This is a genomic window from Amphritea atlantica (assembly GCF_024347255.1).
GTDB classification, from domain to species: Bacteria; Pseudomonadota; Gammaproteobacteria; order Pseudomonadales; family Balneatricaceae; genus Amphritea; species Amphritea atlantica.
In genome coordinates, this window is record NZ_AP025284.1 from 3,896,373 (window position 1) to 3,922,181 (window position 25,809).

25 protein-coding genes and 1 riboswitch are annotated in these 25,809 nt (G+C 50.9%); of the genes, 10 read left to right on the forward strand and 15 right to left on the reverse strand.

All coding sequences use genetic code 11. From position 1 onward, the window contains the following. Positions 1-176: 176 nt before the first annotated feature. From OCU43_RS18050 to OCU43_RS18090, 9 genes are all read right to left on the reverse strand, one after another. Positions 177-1,682, reverse strand: a complete 1,506-nt coding sequence (locus OCU43_RS18050) for a fumarate hydratase (RefSeq protein ID WP_091357579.1) — start codon at positions 1,680-1,682, stop codon at positions 177-179. A gap of 261 nt (positions 1,683-1,943) precedes the next feature. Next, entirely contained in the window at positions 1,944-2,771 is an 828-nt protein-coding gene (locus OCU43_RS18055; protein ID WP_245756559.1) for a prenyltransferase, read from the reverse strand. 96 nt (positions 2,772-2,867) lie between these two features. After that, positions 2,868-4,232, reverse strand: coding sequence for a prephenate-dependent tRNA uridine(34) hydroxylase TrhP (trhP, locus tag OCU43_RS18060; protein WP_091357585.1), 1,365 nt, complete (start codon positions 4,230-4,232; stop codon positions 2,868-2,870). Positions 4,233-4,269: 37 nt separating this feature from the next. Beyond that, positions 4,270-4,830 (reverse strand): RNA 2',3'-cyclic phosphodiesterase, encoded by a 561-nt coding sequence (gene thpR, locus OCU43_RS18065; RefSeq protein WP_091357587.1) that lies wholly within the window; start codon positions 4,828-4,830, stop codon positions 4,270-4,272. Positions 4,831-4,923: 93 nt separating this feature from the next. Continuing rightward, complete coding sequence (locus tag OCU43_RS18070; protein ID WP_091357590.1) at positions 4,924-5,538, reverse strand: glutathione S-transferase family protein; 615 nt, start codon at positions 5,536-5,538, stop codon at positions 4,924-4,926. Between the two features lie 24 nt (positions 5,539-5,562). Further along, positions 5,563-6,531 carry a coiled-coil domain-containing protein gene (locus OCU43_RS18075; RefSeq protein ID WP_091357592.1) on the reverse strand — a complete coding sequence of 323 codons (969 nt, stop codon included), beginning with the start codon at positions 6,529-6,531 and terminating at the stop codon, positions 5,563-5,565. A 134-nt stretch (positions 6,532-6,665) separates the two neighbouring features. Next, positions 6,666-8,312: a chaperonin GroEL gene (gene groL / locus OCU43_RS18080; protein WP_091357595.1), complete on the reverse strand. Its 1,647-nt coding sequence runs from the start codon at positions 8,310-8,312 to the stop codon at positions 6,666-6,668. 58 nt (positions 8,313-8,370) lie between these two features. Then, on the reverse strand, positions 8,371-8,664 hold the full coding sequence (locus OCU43_RS18085) for a co-chaperone GroES (RefSeq protein WP_091357596.1): 294 nt from the start codon (positions 8,662-8,664) through the stop codon (positions 8,371-8,373). Positions 8,665-8,806: 142 nt separating this feature from the next. Next, entirely contained in the window at positions 8,807-9,289 is a 483-nt protein-coding gene (locus tag OCU43_RS18090; protein WP_091357599.1) for an FxsA family protein, read from the reverse strand. Between the two features lie 422 nt (positions 9,290-9,711). Here OCU43_RS18090 and OCU43_RS18095 point away from each other — a divergent pair, with 422 nt between their 5' ends. After that, positions 9,712-10,473 (forward strand): SDR family oxidoreductase, encoded by a 762-nt coding sequence (locus tag OCU43_RS18095; RefSeq protein WP_091357602.1) that lies wholly within the window; start codon positions 9,712-9,714, stop codon positions 10,471-10,473. A 166-nt stretch (positions 10,474-10,639) separates the two neighbouring features. Continuing rightward, positions 10,640-11,506 carry an alpha/beta fold hydrolase gene (locus OCU43_RS18100; RefSeq protein WP_091357604.1) on the forward strand — a complete coding sequence of 289 codons (867 nt, stop codon included), beginning with the start codon at positions 10,640-10,642 and terminating at the stop codon, positions 11,504-11,506. Between the two features lie 831 nt (positions 11,507-12,337). On the opposite strand, the gene OCU43_RS18105 is transcribed toward OCU43_RS18100, so the two are convergent. Together OCU43_RS18105 and OCU43_RS18110 are read right to left on the reverse strand one after the other, a co-directional pair. After that, positions 12,338-12,787: a GNAT family N-acetyltransferase gene (locus OCU43_RS18105; RefSeq protein WP_091357606.1), complete on the reverse strand. Its 450-nt coding sequence runs from the start codon at positions 12,785-12,787 to the stop codon at positions 12,338-12,340. A 107-nt stretch (positions 12,788-12,894) separates the two neighbouring features. Beyond that, a complete protein-coding gene (locus OCU43_RS18110) occupies positions 12,895-13,902 on the reverse strand; it encodes an adenosine deaminase (RefSeq protein WP_091357609.1) in 1,008 nt (335 codons plus the stop codon). A gap of 323 nt (positions 13,903-14,225) precedes the next feature. On the opposite strand from OCU43_RS18110, the gene OCU43_RS18115 reads away from it, so the two are divergent. Further along, positions 14,226-14,936, forward strand: coding sequence for a thiopurine S-methyltransferase (locus OCU43_RS18115; RefSeq protein ID WP_091357612.1), 711 nt, complete (start codon positions 14,226-14,228; stop codon positions 14,934-14,936). Here OCU43_RS18115 and OCU43_RS18120 read toward each other — a convergent pair. Beyond that, positions 14,933-16,213, reverse strand: coding sequence for an AmpG family muropeptide MFS transporter (locus tag OCU43_RS18120; protein WP_245756555.1), 1,281 nt, complete (start codon positions 16,211-16,213; stop codon positions 14,933-14,935). The two genes, OCU43_RS18115 and OCU43_RS18120, sit on opposite strands and share 4 nt — an antisense overlap. An 87-nt stretch (positions 16,214-16,300) precedes the next feature. Further along, a complete protein-coding gene (locus OCU43_RS18125) occupies positions 16,301-16,783 on the reverse strand; it encodes a YajQ family cyclic di-GMP-binding protein (protein ID WP_091357615.1) in 483 nt (160 codons plus the stop codon). 119 nt (positions 16,784-16,902) lie between these two features. Between OCU43_RS18125 and OCU43_RS18130 the strand changes: the two genes are divergently transcribed. The 5 genes from OCU43_RS18130 to OCU43_RS18150 all read left to right on the forward strand — a co-directional run bounded on the left by OCU43_RS18130 (position 16,903) and on the right by OCU43_RS18150 (position 21,890). Then, complete coding sequence (locus OCU43_RS18130; RefSeq protein WP_091357618.1) at positions 16,903-17,805, forward strand: ketopantoate reductase family protein; 903 nt, start codon at positions 16,903-16,905, stop codon at positions 17,803-17,805. A 62-nt stretch (positions 17,806-17,867) separates the two neighbouring features. Next, the gene (gene ppk2, locus OCU43_RS18135) at positions 17,868-18,725 is read left to right on the forward strand and encodes a polyphosphate kinase 2 (protein WP_091357621.1); all 858 of its coding nucleotides are present in this window, start codon (positions 17,868-17,870) and stop codon (positions 18,723-18,725) included. 71 nt (positions 18,726-18,796) lie between these two features. Further along, positions 18,797-19,016, forward strand: a riboswitch (cobalamin riboswitch). A gap of 36 nt (positions 19,017-19,052) precedes the next feature. Then, complete coding sequence (locus OCU43_RS18140) at positions 19,053-20,873, forward strand: TonB-dependent receptor domain-containing protein (protein WP_091357625.1); 1,821 nt, start codon at positions 19,053-19,055, stop codon at positions 20,871-20,873. An 84-nt stretch (positions 20,874-20,957) separates the two neighbouring features. After that, complete coding sequence (locus OCU43_RS18145) at positions 20,958-21,542, forward strand: cob(I)yrinic acid a,c-diamide adenosyltransferase (RefSeq protein WP_091357628.1); 585 nt, start codon at positions 20,958-20,960, stop codon at positions 21,540-21,542. Positions 21,543-21,617: 75 nt separating this feature from the next. Continuing rightward, on the forward strand, positions 21,618-21,890 hold the full coding sequence (locus OCU43_RS18150; RefSeq protein ID WP_091357630.1) for a hypothetical protein: 273 nt from the start codon (positions 21,618-21,620) through the stop codon (positions 21,888-21,890). A gap of 30 nt (positions 21,891-21,920) precedes the next feature. Here OCU43_RS18150 and OCU43_RS18155 read toward each other — a convergent pair whose 3' ends face one another. After that, entirely contained in the window at positions 21,921-22,730 is an 810-nt protein-coding gene (locus OCU43_RS18155) for a cobalamin-binding protein (protein ID WP_175483508.1), read from the reverse strand. A gap of 225 nt (positions 22,731-22,955) precedes the next feature. Between OCU43_RS18155 and OCU43_RS18160 the strand changes: the two genes are divergently transcribed. Together OCU43_RS18160 and OCU43_RS18165 are read left to right on the forward strand one after the other, a co-directional pair. Then, positions 22,956-24,143, forward strand: a complete 1,188-nt coding sequence (locus tag OCU43_RS18160) for an NnrS family protein (protein WP_091357634.1) — start codon at positions 22,956-22,958, stop codon at positions 24,141-24,143. After that, the gene (locus OCU43_RS18165) at positions 24,140-24,445 is read left to right on the forward strand and encodes a TfoX/Sxy family protein (RefSeq protein ID WP_091357637.1); all 306 of its coding nucleotides are present in this window, start codon (positions 24,140-24,142) and stop codon (positions 24,443-24,445) included. The genes OCU43_RS18160 and OCU43_RS18165 overlap by 4 nt, the downstream gene beginning before the upstream one ends. 140 nt (positions 24,446-24,585) lie before the next feature. Here the strand turns inward: OCU43_RS18165 and acuI are convergent, their stop codons facing one another. Next, positions 24,586-25,569 (reverse strand): acrylyl-CoA reductase (NADPH), encoded by a 984-nt coding sequence (gene acuI / locus OCU43_RS18170; protein ID WP_091357638.1) that lies wholly within the window; start codon positions 25,567-25,569, stop codon positions 24,586-24,588. Positions 25,570-25,809 lie beyond the last annotated feature (240 nt).

The following is a 25,809-nucleotide window of genomic DNA, read 5'->3' on the forward strand; positions in this document are numbered from 1 at the left end:
AGGTACTCTCATCGTAATTTATACGGGTCTGAAAAGTATACTGACTGAAGCGTCTGGGGAATTTACTACTTGAGTACCCTTTTGTATCGACTGATGACCTAAATCAATGGCCCGGATAACAAAAAACGCGGCCGGAGCCGCGTTTAAATTCGCTATACTAAGTCTGTGACCAGTGCTTAAACCTGTTCAGCGATAATCTGCTTCCACTTCGCCGGCCCCGTGTTATGCACTGAGATACCACTGCTATCTACCGCCACCGTTACCGGCATGTCTTTGACTTCAAACTCGTAGATCGCCTCCATCCCCAGCTCTGGGAATGCCAGTACTTCAGCATTGGTAATCGCCTTGGATACCAGATACGCAGCGCCACCCACAGCCATCAGGTAAACCGCTTTGTTATCGCGGATAGCATCGATCGCAATCGGGCCACGTTCAGACTTGCCGATCATACCCAGCAGACCGGTGCTTTCAATAATCTGACGGGTGAACTTATCCATCCGGGTCGCCGTGGTCGGTCCCGCAGGCCCGACAACCTCTTCCCGAACCGGATCAACCGGACCAACGTAGTAGATAAAGCGGCCTTTCAGGTCAACCGGCAGATCTTCGCCGTTATTGAGCATCTCAACCATCTTCTTATGCGCCGCATCACGACCGGTCAGCATCTTGCCGTTCAGCAGTACTGTTTCACCAGGCTGCCAGCTCAGCACATCTTCCGGCGTGACGGTATTCAGATCAACCCGACGGGTGCTGGCACCCACTTCGAAAGTCACCTCTGGCCACTGATCCAGACTTGGCGGGGTCAGCACTGCCGGACCATTGCCATTCAGTTTGAAGTGAGTGTGACGAGTAGCCGCACAGTTAGGGATCATACACACCGGCAGTGATGCTGCGTGAGTTGGATAATCCATAATCTTTATGTCCAGCACGGTGGTCAGACCGCCCAGCCCCTGAGCACCAATACCCAGCCCATTGACGGCATCCATAATTTCCAGACGCAGCTCTTCAACACGATTTTGCGGGCCACGCTCACGCAGCTCATGGATATCGATCGGGTCCATCAGCGACTCTTTCGCCATCACTGCCGCTTTTTCAGCGGTACCACCGATACCGATACCCAGCATACCCGGTGGGCACCAGCCAGCGCCCATGGTTGGTACAGTCTTCACAACCCAGTCAACAATGCTGTCAGATGGGTTAAGCATCACCATCTTCGATTTGTTTTCAGAACCGCCACCCTTGGCCGCCACATGAACTTCAACCTCATCGCCCTCTACGAGTTCGTAGTGGATCACTGCCGGGGTGTTGTCTTTGGTATTCTGACGCTTGCCCGCAGGGTCAGCCAGGATGGATGCACGCAGCACATTGTCCGGATGGGTGTAAGCACGGCGCACGCCTTCGTTGATCATATCGGTAACGCTCATCTGGGCGTCCCAGGTCACGTTCATACCAACTTTGACAAATACTGTGACAATGCCGGTATCCTGACAAATTGGGCGTTTGCCTTCGGCACACATACGGGAGTTGATCAGAATCTGAGCCATGGCGTCTTTCGCCGCTGGGTTCTGTTCCTTCAGATAGGCTTCATGCACCCCCTGAATAAAATCGATCGGATGGTAATAGGAGATAAACTGCAGCGAATCTGCAATGCTGCTGATCAAATCGTCTTGGCGAATTACGCTCATTATTGACTCCGCAATGTCAGGCTTATGTCATAGGTTGAGGGCTATCTGCGTAACCCTTAACGTGCTCAGTAAAGTGTTGTCGAAGCGGTTACACGCTCATCTGGCAACGGCGGTATACGCTTCTGACTGGGTTATTCTGCAAAGCTGCCGCAGAATTATACACTAAATTAATCGTCAATCGTTGTCCGGCCTTAGTCTAAAGTTCTGTTCTGGTGCTCTGTATGCAGCCCGGCAGGGCCACACAACACAACGGCAGCCGGGTTACAGGCTAAGACAGTAAAGCAGACCAAATAACATGAAGAAACGGCCGCTGGCGGGCGGCAATGACGCTCTGCCCTGCACTTCCTGTTGCTGTTTATAGAGCAACCAGATCAGCGGCACACTGGCAAGCCACCAGATACCGCCTATCACGCCGGTAATCCACAACAGGGAGGTTACCAGCACAACTGACAGCAACAGCAGCAGGTAGAGTGTCCGGGCCCGGGTAATACCAATACGCACCGTCAGGGTGTTTATACCCGCCGCACGGTCACTATCGACATCGCGAATCTCATTCGCCAGCAACAACAGTGAGCTTATCAGGCTGACCGGTATCGAACGCCAGAACAGTGGCCAGTTCACCTCACCTGCGAGAATATAGTAACTGCCGCACACCATCAGTACGCCCATCAGCCAGAACACCAGTATCACCGCCAGCCCCCGGCGCTTGAAGTTGACCGGTTCCACGGTATATCCCAGCGCTCCGGCAAGTCCAACCAGCAGCAATAACAGCAATCCCAGACCAGCATAGCTGATCAGGTAGATACCGATCACTGCCGCCAGCAGAAAACAGACCAGTCCAAGCCTGAAATTACGCACCACCCGGCCCCGGGCAAGCGTGCTGCTGAGACGCTGCAGATCAGCATGGTCATTGATCAGGTTAACGCCGGCCTGCAACAGTAACGCCGCCAGAATAATCAGCACAGCCGCAGAGTAACTGAAGCCCGGCTGTTGCGACGCACTGACAATCCCCACCAGACAGGTGATCAGCGCCACCGAAAAGGAGAAAGGGCGCAACGCCCTGCCAAGGGAATATTTATCCTGCTGCATCAGATCCAACTACACTCATCTGTAAAAACCGGCTAAGGTGCCAGCCATGGCATAAAAAAAGGTATCTCAGGATACCTTTTTTATACATATTATCAATTAGTTACCGCTTTCAAATGCCGGTGCATTGGGCAGATCCCGCATCAGCAGGGCGTATTCCAGGTCAGCATCAATATCCAGTGGCAAACGCACTTTATGGCCCGAGCCCGGAGCACAATCTCTGGCTTCACCCTGCAGGTTCTCCAGATGCTCCAGTTTAAACTTGCGGTTACCAGACGGTGTCATCAGCTCCAGGGTATCGCCCACCATAAAGCGGTTTTTCACTTCGATATCCAGTGTTCCCTTTTGTGCATCACGGCCAATCACCTCGCCAACAAACTGCTGGTGTACACCAACAGAGTTACCGGTCTCATAGTTCTGATACTCGTCATGTACATGGCGGCGATAGAAACCTTCGGTGTAGCCACGGTTGGCCAGATTTTCCAGCGTATCCATCAGCCCCATATCAAACGGACGCCCGGCCACCGCATCATCGATCGCCTTACGGTAGGCCTGCGCGGTGCGTGCAACATAGTAGTGGGACTTGGTCCGGCCTTCGATCTTGAGTGAGTGGATTCCCATCTCAGTCAGTCGGTGAACATGCTGAATCGCCCGCAGGTCCTTAGAGTTCATGATGTAGGTGCCATGCTCATCCTCAAAGGCGGGCATATATTCACCGGGACGGGTCTCTTCCTGCAGCAGATACATCTTGCTGGTTGGTTCGCCCTCACCCAGCGCCGGCTGAACAGGCTCCTCATTCGGATCAAAGCTCTGCACCGGAATCAGATCACCATTATCACTCTGAGTCGCCTCATGAGCATCGTACTTCCAGCGGCAGGAGTTGGTGCAGGTACCCTGATTGGGATCACGGTGATTGATATATCCCGACAACAGGCAACGCCCTGAATAGGCAATACAGAGTGAACCGTGAACGAATACTTCCAGCTCTATCTCTGGACACTTCTCACGGATCTCACCGATCTCATCCAGCGACAGTTCACGGGACATAATAATCCGCTCGATACCCGCCTGATGCCAGAACTTCACACTGGCCCAGTTCATGGTATTACTCTGTACCGACAGATGAATCGGCACTTCGGGCCACTGTTCCTTCACCATCAGAATCAGCCCGGGATCTGACATAATCAGCGCATCCGGCCCCATCTCGATCACCGGACGCAGGTCATCAATATAGGTCTTCAGTTTACTGTTGTGAGGCATGATGTTACTCGCCACATACAGCTTTTTACCCTGCGCATGGGCGATATTAATGCCCTCATGCAGGTTATCCAGATTAAAATCGTTGTTACGCACCCGCAGACTATAACGTGGCTGACCGGCGTAGACCGCATCGGCACCATAGGCAAAGGCGTATTTCATATTGCGCAGCGTTCCCGCTGGCGAAAGGAGTTCTGGTTTAAACATTTTTCACAACATTGAAAAGTTAGGTTCTGCAGCTGGCTCAGGCCATATCCTGCAAGGGAATTGTAAACAGCGGCGTGTAGATAGATCCGCGCTCGCCCGGTTTGCTCTGAAACAGAATCACTGAGTCTGCCAGGCTGAAGAGGTCCACTGTGGGCCACTCTTCGGGCGGTTCAAACTGATTTCGGGCGGGCAACCGTCCCAGCGTGATATGAGGTTTAAAATCTTCCTCTTTAAACTCGATACCCGCTTCCAGAGCGATCTCCATCATCGACCTGTTTAGCGCACTCAGCTCTTCATCTTCCTGACTCATCGCTGCAATAACCGCCAGCTGACGACTCACCGGGTAATACTCTGCAGTATTAATACGCACCTGAAATGAGCGGACTTCAGCCAGCTTATTACGTGCGATATCTTCCAGCTGATCGATCTGTTCCAGAGAGATCTCGCCCAGAAAGCACAGCGTCAGATGATAGGATTCAGCATCAACCCAGTTTACTTCTATCTGCTTGTCAAACTGACACAGGGTATCAGCGTAATCAGCCAGCCATCGGGCCACAGAACCCGGCAGGGCCAGCGCAAAGAACGCACGAATATCCATTAAAGCGTTATCTACCTCATCAAAAAAGACTGACTATTCTGCCCGTCCCCGGGCCGGATCGCAATCACTAACCTGTATAAAAAATCGACAATTTTACCCTCGGCCACGCTGGCGCACTGTTTCCTGCACAGGTAAGGCCTGAATGCGCGAAACCCAGCGTTTCACAGCGGGATAGTCCGCATAGTCAAAACCGGCCACTTCAGGCCATGAGAGAACCGTTGCACCATGAAAATCAGCCACGGTCAGCTTACCAGCCACCAGATACTCTTTATCCTGCAGGTGCGACTCCAGTACGGGTAAGAAACGCATAATGGCCTGCCGTTGAACATCGATAAACGACTCATCGGGTTCACCATCGGCATATTTAACCGCCAGCAGCATATCCAACGCAGGCACTTCGATCTGATTACTGATAAACAAACTCCAGCGATACAGATCCGCCTCCTGCTCAAGGGTATCCACCCACAACAAGCCATCGCCATATTTGCGGGCCAGATAAAACAGAATCGCCTGACTCTCCCACAGCACCAGCTCACCATCCACCAGCGTTGGCAGCTTTCCGGTCGGATTCAGAGCCAGATATTCAGGCGTGCGGGTTGGTTCACTGCGAGGGGCCATAGGAACGTTCTGGTAAGCAACCCCCAGAGATTCGAGCACACACATCACCATATTGGCGCGGGAATAAACACCACCATAAACCGTTATCATCAAATCACCCTGTTAAACTAAGCGTTATCGTGACTGCAACTGTTCGACTTTCAACTGCAGGTTGTTCAGTTTCTGACGGATCTGTAACAGCTCGTTATTCACCACCAAACGGGAACCATCAATCGCTTTTACGGCCTGTTCATTCACCTTAACACGACGTTCGAGTCCGGCCCCCTGCCCCTGACTCTCTTTAAGGGATATCACCTGTTCTGCCAGTAACGCCATTTTCTTCTTCTGATCGGCCTGTTGCAGATCGATCGATTCACTCAATGCCTGAAACTGGGTGCTCAGCGCCGCAGCACTCTGCCTGATAGCGGCCACCTGCTTAGCATTTTCGCTGCCTTTTGCCTCAGATGCGGCTAACTGCTTATCCAGTTTGGTCAGCTCCCCGGTCATCCCCTCAAGGGCTTTCGACTGTTTATCCAGCTGAGCTGAAGCCTCATTTAACTGTTTTTCCAGCTCGGCAATCTTAGGTGTATTACGCTGATGAGCAACCACCCAAAGCTTACCGTTCTCGGAGTTTAACTTGGTAATTTCCGCATCAAGCCGGGAAATAGCTGTACCAAATTTACCGGAGTCGGCCTCCAGGCTGGCGAACTTTTGCTGGTTGATCTCAGCCTGCTTCTTCACCTGATTCTGCAAAGACTCTCCTGTCTGAGCGGCGCTGTCTCCAGCCACCAGAAACAGTTTCTGCAGTTCAATGATCTTCTCATCAACAACTTTGCGTTCGTTCTCTAAAACCTGCAGTTGCTGATGCTGCATGAAGTTCCAGTACGCCAGGCCTGCCACAGCGACCGCCAGTAACAGGATAATCAGATAGCTGAGAGCACCACCACCGGAACTGACCTTTTGCCCCGTATCCGGATGATTCCCCTTCACACCTGTTTTCTGAGGTGTTTCAGTCTGCGGCTTTTCCCCGGGAACTTTGATTGCTGGCTCCCGCTCCGCCGGACCAAAGCTAGGCAGCTCCAGATCTTTATCCTGATCGCGCATTAATGTCTCTCTGTCAGATAGATAATTCAGTTCAGCACTGCCGATATTACACCATCTGACAGTTTTTTGGCCAAAAGAAAAGCCCCGTGCAGAACACGGGGCTTTTCCGAGTAGCGTCGCTTAGGAGCAGATGATCACATCATGCCGCCCATACCGCCCATACCACCCATGCCGCCCATATCAGGCATGCCTGAACCGCCTTCAGATGGCAGGTCAGCAATCATCGCTTCGGTAGTAATCATCAGACCAGCAACAGAAGCTGCTGCCTGCAGTGCGGAACGGGTCACTTTAGCCGGATCAAGAATACCCATCTCGATCATATCGCCGTACTCACCAGTCGCAGCGTTATAACCATAGTTACCTTCACCCTTTTCACGGATGTTAGCAACAATCACAGAGCCTTCATCACCAGCGTTACCAACGATCTGACGCAGAGGCGCTTCAAGGGCACGGAATGCCAGCTCGATACCAACGGTCTGGTCATGGTTGTCACCTTGCAGCGCACCCACTTTGTCCATCGCACGGATCAGCGCAACACCACCGCCAGGTACAACACCCTCTTCAACCGCAGCACGGGTTGCGTGCAGCGCGTCTTCTACACGGGCTTTCTTCTCTTTCATCTCAACTTCAGTGGCAGCACCCACCTTGATAACCGCAACACCGCCTGCCAGTTTAGCAACACGCTCCTGCAGTTTTTCACGGTCGTAATCAGAAGAGGTTTCTTCAATCTGTGCGCGAATCTGGGAGACGCGAGATTCAATCGCAGTATGCTCACCGATACCGTCAACAACGGTCGTATTCTCTTTAGTGATAGCAACACGCTTAGCCTGACCCAGCTGCTCCAGAACCGCCGTCTCAAGATTCAGACCAACCTCTTCAGAGATCACAGTACCGCCAGTCAGAATAGCGATATCTTCCAGCATCGCCTTACGACGATCACCGAAACCTGGTGCTTTAACCGCAGCAACCTTAACGATACCACGCATGTTGTTGACGACCAGAGTGGCCAGTGCTTCGCCTTCAACATCCTCTGCGATAATCAGCAGTGGACGGGAAGTTTTAGCAACCTGCTCCAGAATCGGTAGCAGATCACGAATGCTGGATACTTTCTTATCAACAATCAGCATGTACGGATTTTCAAGCTCAACGCTCATGCTTTCCTGGTTGTTGATGAAGTAAGGAGAGAGGTAACCACGGTCAAACTGCATCCCCTCAACGACATCCAGTTCATTTTCCAGACCAGAACCTTCCTCAACAGTGATAACACCCTCTTTGCCCACTTTGTTCATCGCTTCAGCGATGATGTCACCCACCTGGGAGTCAGAGTTAGCAGAGATAGTACCCACCTGAGCAATCGCTTTACCGTCAGCACAAGGAACAGCCATCGCTTGCAGTTGTTCAACAACTGCAGCAGCCGCTTTATCGATACCGCGCTTCAGATCCATGGGGTTCATGCCAGCAGCAACAGACTTCAGGCCTTCATTTACAATAGCCTGAGCCAGAACAGTTGCAGTGGTGGTACCGTCACCGGCAACATCATTGGCCTGGGAAGCAACTTCCTTAACCATCTGTGCGCCCATGTTCTCAAACTTATCCTGCAGTTCGATCTCTTTTGCTACGGATACACCATCTTTAGTGACGGTAGGAGCGCCGAATGCTTTGTCCAGAACAACGTTACGGCCTTTTGGCCCCAGAGTTGTCTTAACTGCATCAGCCAGAATGTTTACACCCGCCAGCATACGTACGCGAGCATCGTTACCAAACAGTACTTCTTTAGCCATTTTTAAAAATCCTGTGTCTAAAAAAATTCAATCAGAAATTCTTACCAGAGAACCGAAATCAGTTTTCCAGCACACCGTAAATATCGCTTTCATTCATGATCAGCAGCTCTTCACCATCAACTTTAACGGTGTTAGAACCGGCATACTGACCAAACAGTACAGTGTCACCAACCTTAACAGCCAGTGCCTGAACTTCACCGTTACTGGTAATACGACCAGTACCTACAGCGAGAACTTCACCCTGGTTAGGCTTTTCAGCAGCAGAACCTGGCAGCACGATACCACTGGCAGTAGTTGCTTCTTCTTCTTTACGGCGAACAACCACACGGTCGTGAAGTGGACGAATTTTCATTGAATCTCTCTCCTGATCCGTTGATCAAAAAAAGTCAGTTTTGTTTTATAAAGTGCAACCACTGAAAGCGGCTACAAATCCTTGGATGACTCACTAAATGGGGGCAGCAAAAAGCATTTCAACACCCCGGCAAAAATATTTTTTAATCTTCGCGGCGAAAATCGCCATCGATAATATCGCCATTGCGGTCTGTATTCTGAGAACGGGGAGAGTCTGGCCGATGGTTGATGATATCTTCCGGAGCAACACCATTTTGCCGATGAGACATCGCCACCACTGTAAAACGACTCATAACCTGTCGGGCAAGCGCCTTACGGGTATAGGGGATCAAACAGAGAAAACCAATCACATCGGTCACGAACCCTGGGGTAAGCAACAATGCGCCCCCCACCGCCAGTACAATCCCTTCAACCATCTCATTGCCGGGTATCTGTCCCGCGTTCATCCGTTGCTGAGCCCGGGCCAGTGTAGATAACCCCTGATAGCGCAACATATTCACCCCGATAAAGGCGGATAAAAGCACCAGACCGACGGTGTACCAGGCACCAATCGCCTGACCAACATTGATCAGCACGGTAATCTCAATCACCGGGATAATAATAAACAACAGTAGAAGAAAGCGCATAAAGCTCCCATCCTGCATCAGACGACTACGTCCGCACAGTTCAAAAAAATTTCACTCTCTGCTTTTTTGCCCTACAGGGAGCCTGGTTAAAAAAATGCCGAACATTCAACATAGTTAGGGACGAATTTGTTTTTTTCAACCCCCTGTAACCCCACACGCATTCGCAGCATTACGACTAAAATACTATATAACCACATCAAAAAACTTGCACAAATTATTACTTAAAAATCATACACTTACGCAAAATAGGACACAATATTGACAATATAAGCCATTGTTTATTATGAATTTTTAACAATACCCCTTTCAGGCAGTAGACATTTGTGCAGAAGCGTTATAAGTTCTAACGCTAAGCATTTTGCAACGCACAAAAAAGCATAATAAGAAAAAAATAAAATATAGAAGATAAGGTAGTAAAACTGATGGAACTTAAAGATAAAGTAATCGTTATTACCGGTGGTGGTCGTGGTCTGGGTCGCGCTATGGCACTGGAACTGGCTGAAAAAGGCGCAAAACTGGCGCTGGCTGACCTGGACCAGGAAGGCCTGGATGAAACCGTTGGCCTGTGCATGGAGTTCGGCGTTGAAGCCCGTGGCTACATCGCTAACGTATCTGATGAAGATTCTGTAGTTAAACTGTTTAACGATGTTGCAACCGATTTTGGTGCGCTGCACGGCCTGGTAAACAACGCCGGTATCACCCGTGACGGCCTGTTCATTAAAGTTAAAGATGGTGAAGTTGTCAGCAAAATGAGCCTGGACAACTGGAACCTGGTCATCGACGTTAACCTGACCGGTACATTCCTGTGTGGCCGTGAAGCAGCGATCAAGATGATCGAACTGGGCAATCAGGGCTGCATCATCAACATCTCCTCTATCTCTCGTCATGGCAACATGGGGCAGACCAACTACACCGCAACTAAAGCAGGCGTAGAAGCGATGGCGGTGACCTGGGCAAAAGAGCTGGCTCGCTACGGTATCCGCGCAGCGTCTATTGCGCCAGGCTACATCGGCACTGAGATGGTGATGAGCATGAAACCTGAAGCACTGGAAAAAATCGCTTCTGGCATCCCTGCCAAGCGCCTGGGTAAACCTCAGGAGATCGCTAACACTGTCGCTTTCATCATGGAAAACGACTATGTCAATGGTCGCTGCATCGAAGTCGACGGCGCACTGCGGATCTGATCAATCTCTTCGTTGAAAATAAAGCCGGCAGATACGCCGGCTTTTCTGTTTTTCAGGCCCACAACTCATTTCAACCAGTACCAGGCTAACTGACAGCATTGCGACATTTTAAGAACCCTGTAAGCTGAGGCACAAGCCAACACCGGCAAACCATCATGGACGTAAAATGACGATATACAAATCAGCTGAGGGTGAACAAGCCGTTCAGGAGTACTACCAAACGTTCATCGATCACTGGCCAGTGGCTTGCCAACAAATAAAACTGACCACCCGCTTCGGTGAAACCCATCTGCTGACCTGTGGTGATAAAGCACTACCACCACTCCTGCTGATGCATGGTGCCATGGCAAACGCCACCGCCTGGTTTTTCGATGTCGAAGAGTGGTCAAAACATTTCAGGATATATGCCATCGATATGATCGGTGAACCGGGGCTGAGTGCACAGATTCGCCTGCCTATGGACAGTGATGCTTATACCCTGTGGCTGGATGATGTGATGCAGGAGACCGGCCTTACTCACGCTGCAGTGGTGGGAGAATCCCTGGGTGGCTGGCTGGCACTGGATTACGCCTCCCGCCGACCGGAGAAAATTACCCAAATAGCCCTGCTGGTACCAGGCGGTGTAGGCCCGCAACGTAAATTCCTCCTCAAGGCACTGCCGCTGATGTTGTTAGGAAAATGGGGCAAACGTAAAGTGCGGGAGATGATCTTCGGCGCTGAAGAGAACAACCCATCCCCTACTATCCTCAGATTCAGGGAGTTCTTCGCGCTGATCATCCAGCATGTTAAGCCAAGAATGGATAAACTGCCGATCATCAGCGATAAAGCCCTGCAAAATATCCGCGCCCCGATGCTGGCAATTATTGCCGGTAAAGATGTTCTGCTCGATTCCAAAGCCACCCAGAACAGACTCGAAAGCAATGTCGCAGATGTCAGGGTAATCTGCCAGCCGGATGCCCGGCATCTGATTCGGGAGAGGGGAGCCATCTTAGAATTCTTATTAAAAGCAGAGGCGAGACCGTCGCTTGAATAAAAGCAGTGGCTAGACCGTCGCTGCGCGACTAGCTAGACGCGACTGCGTCGCTTGCTCGTGGCTAGGAGAGCCTTCTTAATAAATTGAATACGTTAATTAAAGTTCTCATTTCATAAGTTATGAACTGGTTTTAGCTCGCTTTATACCTTTTTAGCTACTTATGACCAAAGATCAATCTTAAATATAGTAGTAAGCTTGGTCTCATTACAATCCCCCCCAAAACAAGCAACAACACATCATATTGAAAACAAAGCCCATAACCCTCTGCCATAACACCCAATTTTGCGATAAGACTAAAATATTCTTTCTCAGAACTGAAAGGACAACTATCAGATAGTAATGACGTTAAACCTATTAGAAAAACAGCCAATCCGATGCCGGAGAAGGCCAGGCTACGTCCAAAGATATGATTCCTCGTTTTAACATAGCCTGCTTGGAAATAGTTTGAATACCAAATAATTAGTAGCCCCGAAAAAGTTGTGATCAAGGCAAACAAACCTATTTTTGGAATAAAACCCGTTGAGGAATAAAGCAGCAGGAAGCCCCCAAATGAGCTAAACAGACATAGAAAGAATAAAATAAACCACTCATCGGAACTCCATATCCTTAGCGCTCAGCCATTTTTTATTTAAATCTGACAACAGTGACGAAAATTAACTCTATCAAACCTAAACAGCAATAGTAGAGTCTCTTTTATTCTCGTGTTTTCTAGAACGGAAAGCGTCGCTTGCTCGTGGCTAGGAGAGCCTTCTTTATGACTTTAGGGAGGCTCTTAAAAGAATAAGCGTTGTAAGAAGGTTACTGTTGTAAAAATAAGAACCTTCGAATCGATTATTTTGCATCATCCCATTCCATTGGCTGAAATGAGATACCGTCTTTTGTACCTACAGGGCCAGACTCAACAAAGCCAAACCGCTTATAGACCGGCACTGCATAGATAGATGAGCGCAAGGAAAAACGTTTGCTTTGACTAGATTCTTTAGCCTTCAGCCATAAGAGACGAGAGATCCCCCTTCCCTGAAACGCTTGTGCTACAAACAGATGGTAAAGATGACTACCTCCTTTGACAGAGATATAGCCCATCAGTACTCCTCCCTCTTCATAAACCAGATTAAGATACTCGGGACTGGAAACCCTGACAGCAAATGCCGCCTCCGTAATCGACTCCCTAAACCACACCGGCAGTTCTTTGCCTGGTTCGTCGAGGTAAAAATGCGATAGCGAAGCAACCAAATCTGCGATCTGGTGCACATCACTTTCAACTGCTATCCGAATACTCATCTATTATGTAAATTCTGGGTTATTTTCATGAATGCCACAGCAATCGTTTACTCTTTTTCTAAACGAGCAAGTGGCGAAACCACGTCTGGCAGCCGCGAAGCGGCGTTCTAACGAGTCGAACTTGTTCGACGGTCTAGCTCGAAGAGCATCTCTGCTTTCCGCTCTTTATTCGCAAAGCTGTATTCAAAGCTGTTGCGAGCCAGTTCCACTGCTTGCTCACGCGTCATTCCCAGCCCCTTTTCAAGGGCGATGAAGTTTTCGGTAAGGTAACCGCCGAAATAGGCCGGATCGTCGGAGTTTACGGTGACTTTCACGCCCTGCTCCAGCATCTGCAGGATGTTGTGCTGGCTCATATCGTCAAAGACTTTCAGTCGGGTGTTCGACAAAGGGCATACGGTGAGTGCAATCTCTTCCCGGGCCAGGCGCTGGATCAGTTCTGGATCGTCTATCGCCCGTACACCGTGATCAATCCGATCCACCTTAAGTATGTCCAGTGCGTCGATCACATTTTGTGCAGGCCCCTCTTCACCCGCATGGGCAACGGCTAGCAGCCCCATTGCCCGGGCTTTGGCAAAAACCCGCTCAAACTTAGCTGGAGGATGGCCTTTTTCTGAGCTATCAAGGCCTATACCGATAATTTTATCCAGATAGGGTTCGGCCTGTTGCAGAGTTTCGAACGCGGCATCCTCACTGAGATGGCGCAGAAAACACATAATCAGACCGGAGCTAATACCATACGCGGTTTCAGCTTGCTCCAGCGCCCGGCTGATACCGTTAATCGCCGTTGCGAAAGGGATACCCCGGTCGGTATGGGTCTGAGGGTCGAAAAAGGGTTCGATGTGGAGGATATTTTCGGCCTTACAGCGTTCAATGTAGGCCCAGGTCAGATCATAAAAGTCCTGTTCGGTCTGCAGTACTGCAGCACCCTGATAGTAGAGATCGAGAAAATCCTGCAGATTACCAAAATCATAGGCTTCACGCAGTTGTTCAATCGATGCATACGGGAGCTCTACGGCGTTACGCTCGCCCAGAGCGAACAACAGTTCAGGTTCCAGTGAGCCCTCCAGATGCAGGTGCAGCTCTGCCTTTGGCAAGTCGTTCAAAAACTGATCCATCAATCACCCCAATCGCTTAATTCAATACTGTTATTATCATTACACAGTAGTAAAAATGAAGTTCGTCCGGTGCGCAACCACTTAAGGGCTTTTTATTCCTCTCCCTGCAATACCCCTCCTCTCTTTTACCCATGTCCTGGGTTATGGACCGAATATTGCAGCAGACAACACGCTTTACCTTACATTGTCATGAACTGGCCAATGCAACCGTTAACGGCGGGAGAGAACAGGCAGACAAAAAACATTGCAGCAGGCCCTGACAGATAGTTGATCAGAGCATATCAACTGTGACCATCGGGTTCAGGATATACCAGGAGTATTTCATGACAGATCAGCAGGCCCCACAGGAATCTACCGGCACCGATAAGCGCCAGGATAATGTTTTATGGCTACAGTTGTGGAAAGATCAGCGGACCGACTTTCATCAACAGCAGGTGAGTCCGCTGCTGCCGCGCTTCTGGAATAACCAGACCGTCGCCAAAAACGCCAGGGTATTGGTGCCTCTGTGCGGCAAGAGTCAGGATATGCTCTGGCTGGCAGCCCGGGGACACCGGGTGATCGGTGTTGAATTAAGTCCACTGGCGGTAAAAGCATTTTTCAGCGAAAACAATCTTAAGGTTAAAAAGTCCCGTGTCGGTAACTTTACCTGTTGGCAGTCTGGACTGATTACGATCTGGTGTGGCGATTTCTTCTCTTTACAAAAACATCAACTGGGAAAAGTAGATATCGTTTTTGATCGCGCCGCTCTGACTGCCCTTTCCGGGGCTATCCGCCAGCAGTATATCGGCCAGTTGTGCCAGTTGATCGGTATAAACTGCCAGATTTTTCTGCTGACGGTCGAGGATATCGACAATCACAGTCAGCAAAGCCCGGATATGATAGATAGTGAAATTACTGCGTTGTATGCCGGACAGTTTGATATATCGCTGATGCACACAGAAAGCGCCTGCGTCCCTGAAACGCACCCGCAAACAGCAGGTTTTCATACTGAAAGCAAAGTTTACCGACTCACCTACAAGCCTGTTCCGGCTTAGTTATCGCTCTGAGGCTCTGCTACCACCTGATCACCGTTCCAGGGAGCCACTTTCAACAACAGCAACATCCCGGGAATCGCCAACAGGGCACAGATATAGAAAAACAGGTGCCAGCCCACGGCATCCACGACATAGCCTGTAAACGCATTAACGAACGTCCGTGGCAACGCCGCCAATGCAGTAAACAGAGCAAACTGAGTTGCAGCAAACGCAATACTGGTGGAACGGGCAATAAAGGCGGTAAACGCGGCAGTACCGAGCCCAACCCCCAGATATTCCAGACTGATCACCACCGCCAGTATCAGTTTATCAGGCCCTGACTGAGCTAATAACGCGAACCCCAGAATGGTCACCACCTGCACTACGCCAAACAACCACAGCGCCCGGTTGATCCCCAGTTTTATCATCCATAATCCACCGAGAATCCCACCCACAACAGAGGCCCAGAGTGCCGAAGCTTTCGCGATAACTCCGATCTCTGTCAGACTGAAGCCCATATCGATATAGAAGGGCGTCGACAATGCGGTGGCCATGTTGTCACCCAGTTTATAGAGGAACATAAAGCTGAGAATCTGCAACGCCCCGGTCCAGCCCAGACGGGTGATAAATTCATGGAACGGTTCGATCACCGCTTCTTTGAGGGTTTGTGGGGTCCGGGGCGCCATCACCGGTTCCTTAACCACCAGCGTCATGATCACCCCCAATAACATAAACCCGGCAATGATAACGAACACGCTGCTCCAGGGCAGGATATCAGCCAGCACCAGCCCCAGCGCACCCGGCACGAGTCCGGAGATGCGGTACGCCTGCACATGCACCGAGTTGCCCCAGCCCAGCTCCTCTTCAGGGAGCAGTTCCCTACGATAAGCATCCAGCACAATATCCTGACTGGCGCTGAACAGGGCGACCGCCGTGGCCAGATAGGCGATAGTCATGATCGACATAGCCGGATCAAACAGTCCTAAACTGGCAATAGACCCCAGCAGAGCCAGCTGCATCATCAGCATCCAGCCACGTCTGCGTCCCAAAAAAGGCGGCACATAACGGTCCATCAGCGGTGCCCACATAAACTTCCATGTATAGGGGAAAGTGACCAGCGCAAACAAACCGATCTCTTTCAGACCCACCCCCTCTTCACGAAGATAGGCAGGCAGCAGCTGAAACAATACATACAACGGCATACCGGATGAGAATCCGGTAAAGATACAGATCAGTGTCCGCTGGTTTAATACCGCTTCTGACCAGTGTTTACGAGTCGGTGCTTTTACCGCGTCCACTTAATATCCTTAGTGCTAATCCTGGGGTGAGATCAGAGTAACTTACATAAAGTAACGGCAGCTGAATGCTGCCGTATTAATGGAAAATCAGTCTCTGAAATTAGTGTATTGCAGCGGCAGTTCCAGATCTTCACTGCGCAGCATCGCCATCACTTCCTGCAGATCGTCACGCTTTTTACCCGTCACCCGCACCTGATCACCCTGTACCTGAGCCTGAACCTTAAGCTTTTTGTCTTTAATCATTTTGACAATCTTTTTGCTGAACGGCTGATCCAGCCCCTGTTTCAGGGTTACCAGCTGACGGGCGCGCATATTGGCGGTATGCGGCTCACCTACATCCAGGCTTTTAATATCCACTTTGCGCCCCACCAGTTTGGTACGCAGAATATCCATCATCTGTTGTAACTGAAAGTCGACCTCCGCCTGCAGAGTGATCACATCACCTGCAAGCTCAAATTTCGCATCAACTTTATTAAAGTCATAGCGGGTCCCCAGTTCCCGGTTAGCCTGGTCTACCGCATTACTCACTTCATGCATATCCAGTTCAGAAACGATATCAAAAGATGGCATCGAAAATACTCCTTAAAGCAGGTCTGCCGCTTGCCTGCGGCCTAATATGTTTTATCCTGCCTATCATACCGTTATGATGGTGATACACATACCCCATTTCGGCATAGGACTCTGAACATATGCACTGGCATATTCTGGGCGCTGGCGCGATAGGCCTGCTCTGGGCAGCAAAATTACGCACGGCTGGCCATCAGGTCACACTGATTTTACGTACACAGGACAAGCTCTCTCAGTACAATGAAACGGGCCGGTTTTCGATCACCCATGATGACACAATCCAGTGGTTTGATACCCAGGCACAACTGGCTGACTGTGATGATCCTATCGATTACCTGCTGATCACCACGAAGTCGTTTGCGGCAGCCGACGCATTCGCCTCAGTCAAACAGCGCATTTCGGCCGGCACAAAGGTTTTACTGTTGCACAACGGGATGGGGCCGCAGCAACAGCTGAGAGATGAAAACCCTGAAGTGGAGATCTGGGCTGGCAGCACAACTGATGGCGCTTACTTTGATCAGCCCTTCAGTCTGATCAGGGCGGGCATTGGCGAAACCCATATCGGACGGCTGTCTGATGGTGACAATGACTGTCTGTTTCAGGAGCTGCAAGGGGTTGATCATCAGCTGCGCCATGCAACCGACATTGAAACGGTACTGTGGCGTAAGCTGGCGATTAACTGTGCGATCAATCCACTTACCGCGTTGTTTAACTGCCGCAATGGCGAGTTGCTGAAATATGATGACCGTCGGGCCGCAATGGCGCAGATCTGCAAAGAGGTCGATGAGGTCACCAGTGCGCTGGGGATCTCCCTGTTTGACCGCAAACTGATGGAGGAAGCCTGGGACGTGGCAGAACTAACCGGAAACAACCACTCCTCGATGCAACAGGATATCAGCCACAACCGTCCCACAGAGATAGAAACCATCACCGGTTATCTCTGCGAGGTTGCCGATCAGGCCGGTATCGCCACACCCGCTAACCGCTTAGTGCTCGAGGCCGTCCGGGGGCTGAGTGAGGAATAACAGCGCTTCTCTCTGTGCGGTGAGACACTTTAAACTATTTATCGGTTAACAAGGATCTTAACATGGCTAAGAAACATTCAGAGATGAGCCCATCAGAGCGCCGTCTGTCGCAAGGTTTGGGAGAAGACTACCCTTACGATACAAAGCTCTCCAAAAAGAAATATATAAAAGAGAAACAGAAGCTGCAGATCGAGTTGCTGAAAATGCAAAACTGGATCAAGGAGACCGGTCAGAAAGTAGTCATCATTTTCGAAGGACGGGACGCAGCAGGCAAAGGGGGTGCCATTCAGCGCTTTACCGAGCACCTTAATCCCCGGGGAGCCCGTATCGTTGCCCTGAACAAGCCCTCCAGCACCGAACAGGGACAGTGGTACTTTCAACGCTATCTGCAGCACCTCCCCAATGCCGGTGAGATCGTGCTGTTTGACCGTTCCTGGTACAACCGGGCGGGTGTGGAACGGGTGATGGAGTTCTGTTCAGAGGAGGAGTACAAGCTGTTTCTGAAACACACACCGATGCTGGAACAGATGCTGGTCGAAAGTGGTGTACGTCTGTTCAAATTCTGGTTTTCTGTGAACCAGCGGGAGCAACAACGACGCTTCGATGAGCGCCGTGAAGACCCGCTGAAACACTGGAAACTGAGCCCCATGGACCTGGCATCAGTAGAACGGTGGAAGGAGTACACCAAAGCCAAAGAGGCGATGTACCACTATACCCATACAGAGTTTGCCCCCTGGACAACCATCATGTCGGATGACAAGAAACGCGCCCGGTTAAATGTGATGAAAATCGTTCTGAACGCCCTGCCCTATGAAAACAAAGACGCAAAGGCTGACCTGACGCCGGACAGCAATATCGTTGCCGATGCCATGGATCGCACACCTCAGTTCAGCAAAAAACATATACCTGAGATTGATTAGAGAAATAGATTAGCGGCCTTCATAAACACCTGACACATTTTCATTTGACCCGGGCGCAACCGCAACATAGAGTAGCGCCTCGTTCTACTGGTGCCCGACGCTGACTCAACAGCCAGGGTTAATCGGGAAGTCTGGTGCGCTCCTTAACAGAGCAATTCCAGCGCTGCCCCCGCAACGGTAAGTAACTGCGAAACTGACATATGCCACTGTAATGGGAAGGCGTCAGTGACGGATCAGCAAGATGCTGATCAGGTTACCAGCCCGGAGACCGGCCAGTAGTCAGTTCACTCTTTAAGTGCACGGTGGGTGCGCTAAACAGGAAGTACAATGAAAATGTCCCCCCTTTATCCGGCAGTGCTGATGGGCACGTCGCTGATCTCTGCTACGGCTGTGGCGCAGGAAACAGCACAGCAAAACACCCTCGATACTGTTGTTGTATCGGCTAACCTGATTGAACAACCGATTACAGAAACTATCGCCTCAGTATCCGTAGTGACCGCTGACGATATCCAGCGCTCTCAGGTGGATTCTGCTAAAGCAGCAATCAACCTGTTACCCGGTGTTAATTTCACCAGCAGCGGTGCCCGCGGTCAGTCTGCTGCGCTCTACACCCGCGGAACTGAATCCGATCACACCCTGATTCTGGTTAATGGTATCCGCATTGGGACACCGACAGCGGCCGGTACCCGACTGGAACTGATTCCGGTGGATCAGATTGAAAAAATTGAGTTTGTCAGAGGCCCCCGTTCGGCCCTCTATGGCTCCGATGCCATTGGCGGAATGATCCAGATATTCACGAAAAAGGGGAAGCAAAATGCCTCCGGCTCAGTTGCCCTGACTCTCGGTGATCAGGGTACACACAAGCTATCTGGCACCTATTCTCAGCCCTATAGTGACACTGGCAGCATCTCGGTTGCACTCTCAGCCGATCATCACGACGGTATCGATGTTAAGGATGATGCAGAGTTTGATAAAGACGGTTATCGCAATCTGTCCGCGAATATTGCCATTGACCAGCAGTTGACTGAGCGGGTTGACCTGAATCTCCAGGCCATCAAATGGCAGGGTAACAGCGAGTTCGACACAACCTGGGGAGGCAACGAGTCCGATTTTGAGAATGAACTCTACTCTGCCCACATCCAGTATTCGGGTGATAGTTTCGATAGTGCCCTGAGCGCCGCCTATGTCAAAGATGACAACCTGACTTACGGTAACGGCATCAGCCGCAGGAATGGCTCCCGCTATGTCACCGAACGCCAGCAAGTAAACTGGCTTAACACGGTCTACATTAACAACACCTCTATTTCCGCCGGGCTGGATTATCTGAATGATGATCTGGCCGACAGCACACAGAGCTATACAGTGAGCAGCCGGGACACCAAAGCGGCCTTTGTCGGTCTGCTTCAGGAGGGCGATCACTATCAGGCTGAGTTAAGTGGCCGCTTTACCGATGATGAACAGTTTGGCGAGAATACCACCTACAGTGCGGGATATGCCTATCAGTTTGATCCGCTGAAAGTAGCCATAAGCCACGGTACAGCATTTAAAGCCCCTACCTTTGATGACCTGTATTATCCCCTGAGCTTTGGCTATCAGGGAAATCCAGACCTGAAACCGGAAGAATCTGAAACCACAGAGATCAGCATTTCAGGCAACGGCGTCGCCCTCTGGGAGATCAGTGTTTACAAAACCGATATCCGCAACCTGATCAGCATAAATGATAGTTTCACCACGGTGGAAAATACCGACAAAGCAGAGATCAAAGGTGTAGATGCCAGTTACCAGATAAGCTATGGCCACTGGAACCACACTCTGGCCTACCAGTACGTGAATGCCAGAGATGCAGCGACAGGAAAAAAACTGCGTTTCCGACCACAGGAAACCGTTAAATGGCAGATTCACTACGCCGCTGACCAATGGTCCGCAGGTAGTGAAATCATCTGGGAAGGAAAACGCTACAGCAACGCCGACAACAGCAGTTCACTGCCCGCGTTTGCCGTGCTAAACCTCTATACAACCTATCAGGCAACCCCTGAATGGACACTTGGAGGCCGGATTGAAAACCTGTTCGACAAGGCGTATCAAACCAATCCCGGGTATAATAATCAGGATCGCTTGCTAACCGTTTCGGCCCGATATAGCTTTTAATTGAGCTGTTTTTAATTCAGCTTAAGCACGTCACCCGGAGGCTGAATAGTTTTATTCGGCCTTTTTTATTTAAAGGACACTCTGATGGCCAACCGTCTGACCAGAATCTACACCCGCAGCGGCGACAAGGGCACGACCTCGCTGGCCAATGGCAGCAAGGTAAATAAATACCACCCGCGCATCGAAGCCCTGGGGGATACCGATGAACTGAACTGCCTGCTGGGCGTTTTACTCGCCGAGCTTGCCGCTCAGGAACCGTTAAGGATACTGTTGCTACAGTGCCAGAACGATCTGTTTGATCTGGGGGGTGAACTGGCTGTGGCCGATCCGGGCTACACCGTTATCGACACTGAAGTGATAACGCAGATGGAGCAACAGATTGACGCCCTCAACAGCCAGCTGCCGCCCCTGAAGGAGTTTATCCTTCCGGGCGGCAACCGGGCCGCAGCACTGTGCCATCAGGCACGTAGCGTTTGCCGCCGGGCTGAGCGACGGATGGTGGAACTGGCCGACCAGGAAATGGTCAACCCGTTAAGCGCTACCTACCTGAACCGCTTCTCGGATCTGCTGTTTGTCGTTGCCCGGGTACTGGCACGACAGAACGGCGGTGAAGAAGTATTATGGCAGCCGCGCAAACCTGCTCATAAACCTGAGCAACAGGGCGGGTAACATAAGTCCGCAGGGGCCGCATTTTATGATGTGGTTATGATTAGCCAATATAAACAGTAAAAGAGAGAAACCGATATGTTGCGTTTTATCGCTCCACTGACAATTGCCCTTTTAGCCTCGTTTTTAGCACCACTGGCTCAGGCAGACTGCGCTGATGAGCAGACCTGGTGCGAAACGAAGTGCGAAGTTAAACATATGACCGATGACGCTGCCGTGACCGGCTGTAAATCCAAATGCGTCGCTGCGCGGGCAGCCTGCAGCACCAAAGCAGGTGCCGAAACAGCGTGGGATGCGACCAAAAAAGCCGCACAGGACACCAAATCGTTTTTCAAGGGTCTGACAGAGTAATACTCAGACAGAGTACCTGAGACTGCATAGCTACTGCGACTCGACGACCATCCGCGCCTGCTGCAGCACTTCGCACATCTGCTGTGCACCGTCCAGCAAGCGCATGGTTGGCCGGTATAGCAGATCCTCATTGAGGCGATAAAACTGGCCATCCCGGGTAGCCGACAAAGTGGGCCATGCCTGCCATTGCTGCTCCCAGCCATCCGGGAGATTTCTCCCCGTCAGAATCACCTGCGGATCCGTCAGCAGCACCGACTCTACCCCCAGACGGGGAATCGCCTCCCGATGTCCGGCAAACAGATTTTCCCCACCACACAAGCGAATGACCTGACTCACCATCTGTCCCTGGTTAACAGTCATCAGCGGCTGATTCCAGAGCTGATAAAAAACCCGTAGCCGGGTTCTGCCAGAGTATTGTTGCTGTAGCGTTTGCAAACGTTCCTCAAACAGCGTCGCCTGATGTTCGGCTTCAGGCAGCTGTAATAGCTGCCCCAATGCCCGCAGGTTATAGGGAATGTCACTGAACACTTTAGGATCTGAGTAGTAAACAGGAATACCCATCTGCTCCAGGCGTTGCAGCGGAAGATGCGGATTACCTCCCGCCCAGGCGACCACCAGATCAGGCTTGAGGGCGATAATCGCTTCAAGATTAAAGCTCTGAGAATCGCCGATCACCGGTATATTCAACGCTTCAGCAGGATAATCGCTGTGACTGACCACACCAGAAATATAATCCCCAGCACCAATAGCAAACAGGTTTTCGGTAATATGCGGCGACAGCGCGATAACCCGCCGGGCCGGTTGAGCAATATCAATCACCCGCCCCCGGTTATCTGTCACACTGATACCTGCTTCAGATGTCGCAACAGATAAAAGCTGGCTGCATACTAAGAGGATAAAGCTGGATAATTTGAACCGCATACACACTCGCCGGGACAGAGTTTCATTAAGAAGGTCCGATTCTACTCTACCCGGCAGAGAAAAAATGCTCTTGCAGCCATTGAAGCAGCAGATGCCATTATTTTTTATGTTCTTTGAACAGTGAACCAGGGTGAGTAAATTTTTATGCAGATTCAGGAACCCCATCAGGACAAACGCTTTGCTCTGTTTAACCTGGGCTTCAGGCCCTTCTTTTTATTCGCGGCGCTCTCTGGCCTGCTACTAATGCTTCAATGGCTGATGTTGCTGGGATCAGGTCAGGCGACCTACCGCTATTACCAGATCAGTCAGATATGGCATGGTCACGAGATGCTATTTGGCTATGCCGCGGCAGTGATTGCCGGATTTCTGCTGACGGCGGTGCGCAACTGGACCTCGATCCAGACCCCCTTCGGTGCAAAACTGGCAGGACTCTTCCTGTTCTGGCTGGCGGCCCGGCTGCTACCACTGATCTCCGAGTTTATTGTGCCGCTACCTGCGCCATTAATCGCGGTGACTGACCTGTTGTTTCTGCCGCTGGTCGCCCTGTCTATCGGGCTGCCGATCATCCGCTCCGGCAATTACAAAAACCTGATTTTCACGGTTATTCTAATCGCCATGAGCTTTGCTAATCTGTTGATTCACCTGCAACTTCTGGGCATTACTGAATCAACTCTGGCTCAGGGAATGGATCTGGAACTGGGACTGATCGTAGTCGTCATGGTCGTCATGGGTGGCCGGGTTATCCCTTTCTTTACTGAACGGGCACTGGCATTTGAAGCAAAGCGCTTCAGCTGGATTGAGAAATCAGTAATCCCGATGGCATTTGGCTGGCTCATCGCCGACCTGCTCCAGTTCAACTCTGTTGCCCTTCTGCTTGCAGCACTCAACGCAGTGCTGAACCTGATACGCCTGACAGGCTGGTTCAAACCACGCATGATACGCAACCCGCTCATCTGGATTCTGCATGTCGCCTATCTGTTTATACCCCTGGGTTTTGCCCTTGAAGCGGTCAGCGGAATAACTCAGTTATCGCCATATATCACCACCCATGCGTTCGCCGCCGGGGCGATCGGATCGATGACCCTCGGCATGATGGCCCGGGTATCGCTGGGGCATACGGCCCGGCCATTAAAACTGGCTAAAATAACCGTTATTGCGTTTATCCTGATGGTTGCTGCGGGCTCAGTCAGAGTCTTTATGCCGATGATTCCGGAACTGCACAGCCTGGCGATCCATCTCTCCGGTGGACTCTGGATTATCGCCTGGGGGCTGTTTCTGATCCCCTATACACCGATTCTGTTGAAACCCCGATTAGATGGACAGTTTGGATGACCCGATTAAGAGACCTGCCCGGATTAGGACCAAAATCTGAAGCCTGGCTGACAGAGGTTGGCATCAACACTCCCGAAGCGTTGCGAGAGATAGGCGCAATCCGAGCGTTTATACGGCTCAAAAATGAGTGCAGTACCGCTCCCAGTTTGAACTTTCTCTACGCGATGGTTGGCGCCATTGAAGGCGAAAGCTGGCTAAAAATAGCTAAACATGAAAAGAGCCGTTTGCTAACAGAGTTGGAAGGCTACCGGGAATTGGAAGCACTGTTTCAGGCAGAAGGGATAAAACTCACCCCGCCATAGCGCTTTAATAAAAGCTCAGTAACTAAAAAAGGAGACATTTTAAGTCTCCTTTTTTGCTTTTCCTGGCAAGGAAAGCTCAGCTTTCCATCTAACCACTAGCAAGTTACGCAGTGACGTCTGGCAAGCTGCGCAGCGCCATCTCACTTATTGGGATCAACCAACGTACGCCCCTGAATCTTACCCGCCACAATATCCGCCGCAGCCTGGGGCAGATCGGCCAGTCCGATTACACTGGAGATATCGCCTAAAGCGTTGTCAGGCAGATCGGTTAGTAGTCGGTTCCATGCCTGGGTGCGGATATCTACCGGACACATGACTGAATCAACTCCCTGTAAGCGCACATTGCGCAGAATAAACGGCATGACCGTCGTTGGCAGTTTATAACCGCCCGCCAGACCACAGGCGGCAACAGTGCCCCGATAATCGGTCTCAGCCAGCACCCGGGCCAGAATAGTATCCCCGACAGTGTCGATTGCACCTGCCCAGCGCTGCTTTTCCAGCGGCCGCGACGCTTCAGCCATCTCAGCCCGGGTCAAAAATTCGCTGGCACCCAGGCCACGCAGATACTCGTGGCTGGATTCCCGTCCAGTCACCGCCGCGACGGTATACCCCAACTGACTGAGAATCGCCACCGCAACACTCCCGACACCACCTGCCGCGCCAGTAACCACTACGGTCCCACGATCCGGGGTAATTCCCCCCTCCTCCAGCGCCATCACGCAGAGCATCGCAGTTAAACCCGCTGTGCCGATAGACATCGCCTTGGCGGCATCCATTCCCTGAGGCAGTTTTACCAACCATTCCGGTTTCATCCGTGCATACTGGCTATACCCGCCCCAGTAGCGTTCACCAACACTCCAGCCGGTCATAATGACCTGATCACCGGCCTGGTATTGCGGACTACGGGACTCAGTGACAACACCCGCAAGGTCGATCCCCGGCACCATGGGAAACTTATGAACGATTTTCCCGCTCCCCGTGATCGCCAGTCCATCTTTATAATTAAGTGAGGAGTAGCTTACTTTAACCAGCACATCCTCATCGGGCAGATCACTCAGATCAAGCTGTTTGACTGCTGACAGGGTTTTCCCCTCCTCCTGCTCCAACACCAGGGCATTAAACATAATTTACCTCACTTTACCTTGTCATGGTTTATCGGGTGGTTGCTGCCTGCCAGAAGATCGCTTGATGCAGATGGCGAGAAGCATTCCGGACACACGATCCTTTTTAAATCAGGTCAAAAAAGGCATGCGCCTATTTGTCTTACAAATTAACATTAAGACAATTTACACTATATTTATTTGTCTTACAAATTAACAATTAGTCGTTTATGTGAAATAATCGTTCTCTTACTGTAGGAGAGA

Excerpts from the sequence above, each read along its gene's own strand:
- OCU43_RS18050 (WP_091357579.1), bottom strand. The coding sequence starts at position 1,682 with ATGAGCGTAATTCGCCAAGACGATTTGATCAGCAGCATTGCAGATTCG.
- OCU43_RS18055 (WP_245756559.1), bottom strand. The coding sequence starts at position 2,771 with ATGCAGCAGGATAAATATTCCCTTGGCAGGGCGTTGCGCCCTTTCTCC.
- trhP (WP_091357585.1), bottom strand. The coding sequence starts at position 4,232 with ATGTTTAAACCAGAACTCCTTTCGCCAGCGGGAACGCTGCGCAATATG.
- thpR (WP_091357587.1), bottom strand. The coding sequence starts at position 4,830 with ATGGATATTCGTGCGTTCTTTGCGCTGGCCCTGCCGGGTTCTGTGGCC.
- OCU43_RS18070 (WP_091357590.1), bottom strand. The coding sequence starts at position 5,538 with ATGATAACGGTTTATGGTGGTGTTTATTCCCGCGCCAATATGGTGATG.
- OCU43_RS18075 (WP_091357592.1), bottom strand. The coding sequence starts at position 6,531 with ATGCGCGATCAGGATAAAGATCTGGAGCTGCCTAGCTTTGGTCCGGCG.
- groL (WP_091357595.1), bottom strand. The coding sequence starts at position 8,312 with ATGGCTAAAGAAGTACTGTTTGGTAACGATGCTCGCGTACGTATGCTG.
- OCU43_RS18085 (WP_091357596.1), bottom strand. The coding sequence starts at position 8,664 with ATGAAAATTCGTCCACTTCACGACCGTGTGGTTGTTCGCCGTAAAGAA.
- OCU43_RS18090 (WP_091357599.1), bottom strand. The coding sequence starts at position 9,289 with ATGCGCTTTCTTCTACTGTTGTTTATTATTATCCCGGTGATTGAGATT.
- OCU43_RS18095 (WP_091357602.1), top strand. The coding sequence starts at position 9,712 with ATGGAACTTAAAGATAAAGTAATCGTTATTACCGGTGGTGGTCGTGGT.
- OCU43_RS18100 (WP_091357604.1), top strand. The coding sequence starts at position 10,640 with ATGACGATATACAAATCAGCTGAGGGTGAACAAGCCGTTCAGGAGTAC.
- OCU43_RS18105 (WP_091357606.1), bottom strand. The coding sequence starts at position 12,787 with ATGAGTATTCGGATAGCAGTTGAAAGTGATGTGCACCAGATCGCAGAT.
- OCU43_RS18110 (WP_091357609.1), bottom strand. The coding sequence starts at position 13,902 with ATGGATCAGTTTTTGAACGACTTGCCAAAGGCAGAGCTGCACCTGCAT.
- OCU43_RS18115 (WP_091357612.1), top strand. The coding sequence starts at position 14,226 with ATGACAGATCAGCAGGCCCCACAGGAATCTACCGGCACCGATAAGCGC.
- OCU43_RS18125 (WP_091357615.1), bottom strand. The coding sequence starts at position 16,783 with ATGCCATCTTTTGATATCGTTTCTGAACTGGATATGCATGAAGTGAGT.
- OCU43_RS18130 (WP_091357618.1), top strand. The coding sequence starts at position 16,903 with ATGCACTGGCATATTCTGGGCGCTGGCGCGATAGGCCTGCTCTGGGCA.
- ppk2 (WP_091357621.1), top strand. The coding sequence starts at position 17,868 with ATGGCTAAGAAACATTCAGAGATGAGCCCATCAGAGCGCCGTCTGTCG.
- OCU43_RS18140 (WP_091357625.1), top strand. The coding sequence starts at position 19,053 with ATGAAAATGTCCCCCCTTTATCCGGCAGTGCTGATGGGCACGTCGCTG.
- OCU43_RS18145 (WP_091357628.1), top strand. The coding sequence starts at position 20,958 with ATGGCCAACCGTCTGACCAGAATCTACACCCGCAGCGGCGACAAGGGC.
- OCU43_RS18150 (WP_091357630.1), top strand. The coding sequence starts at position 21,618 with ATGTTGCGTTTTATCGCTCCACTGACAATTGCCCTTTTAGCCTCGTTT.
- OCU43_RS18160 (WP_091357634.1), top strand. The coding sequence starts at position 22,956 with ATGCAGATTCAGGAACCCCATCAGGACAAACGCTTTGCTCTGTTTAAC.
- OCU43_RS18165 (WP_091357637.1), top strand. The coding sequence starts at position 24,140 with ATGACCCGATTAAGAGACCTGCCCGGATTAGGACCAAAATCTGAAGCC.
- acuI (WP_091357638.1), bottom strand. The coding sequence starts at position 25,569 with ATGTTTAATGCCCTGGTGTTGGAGCAGGAGGAGGGGAAAACCCTGTCA.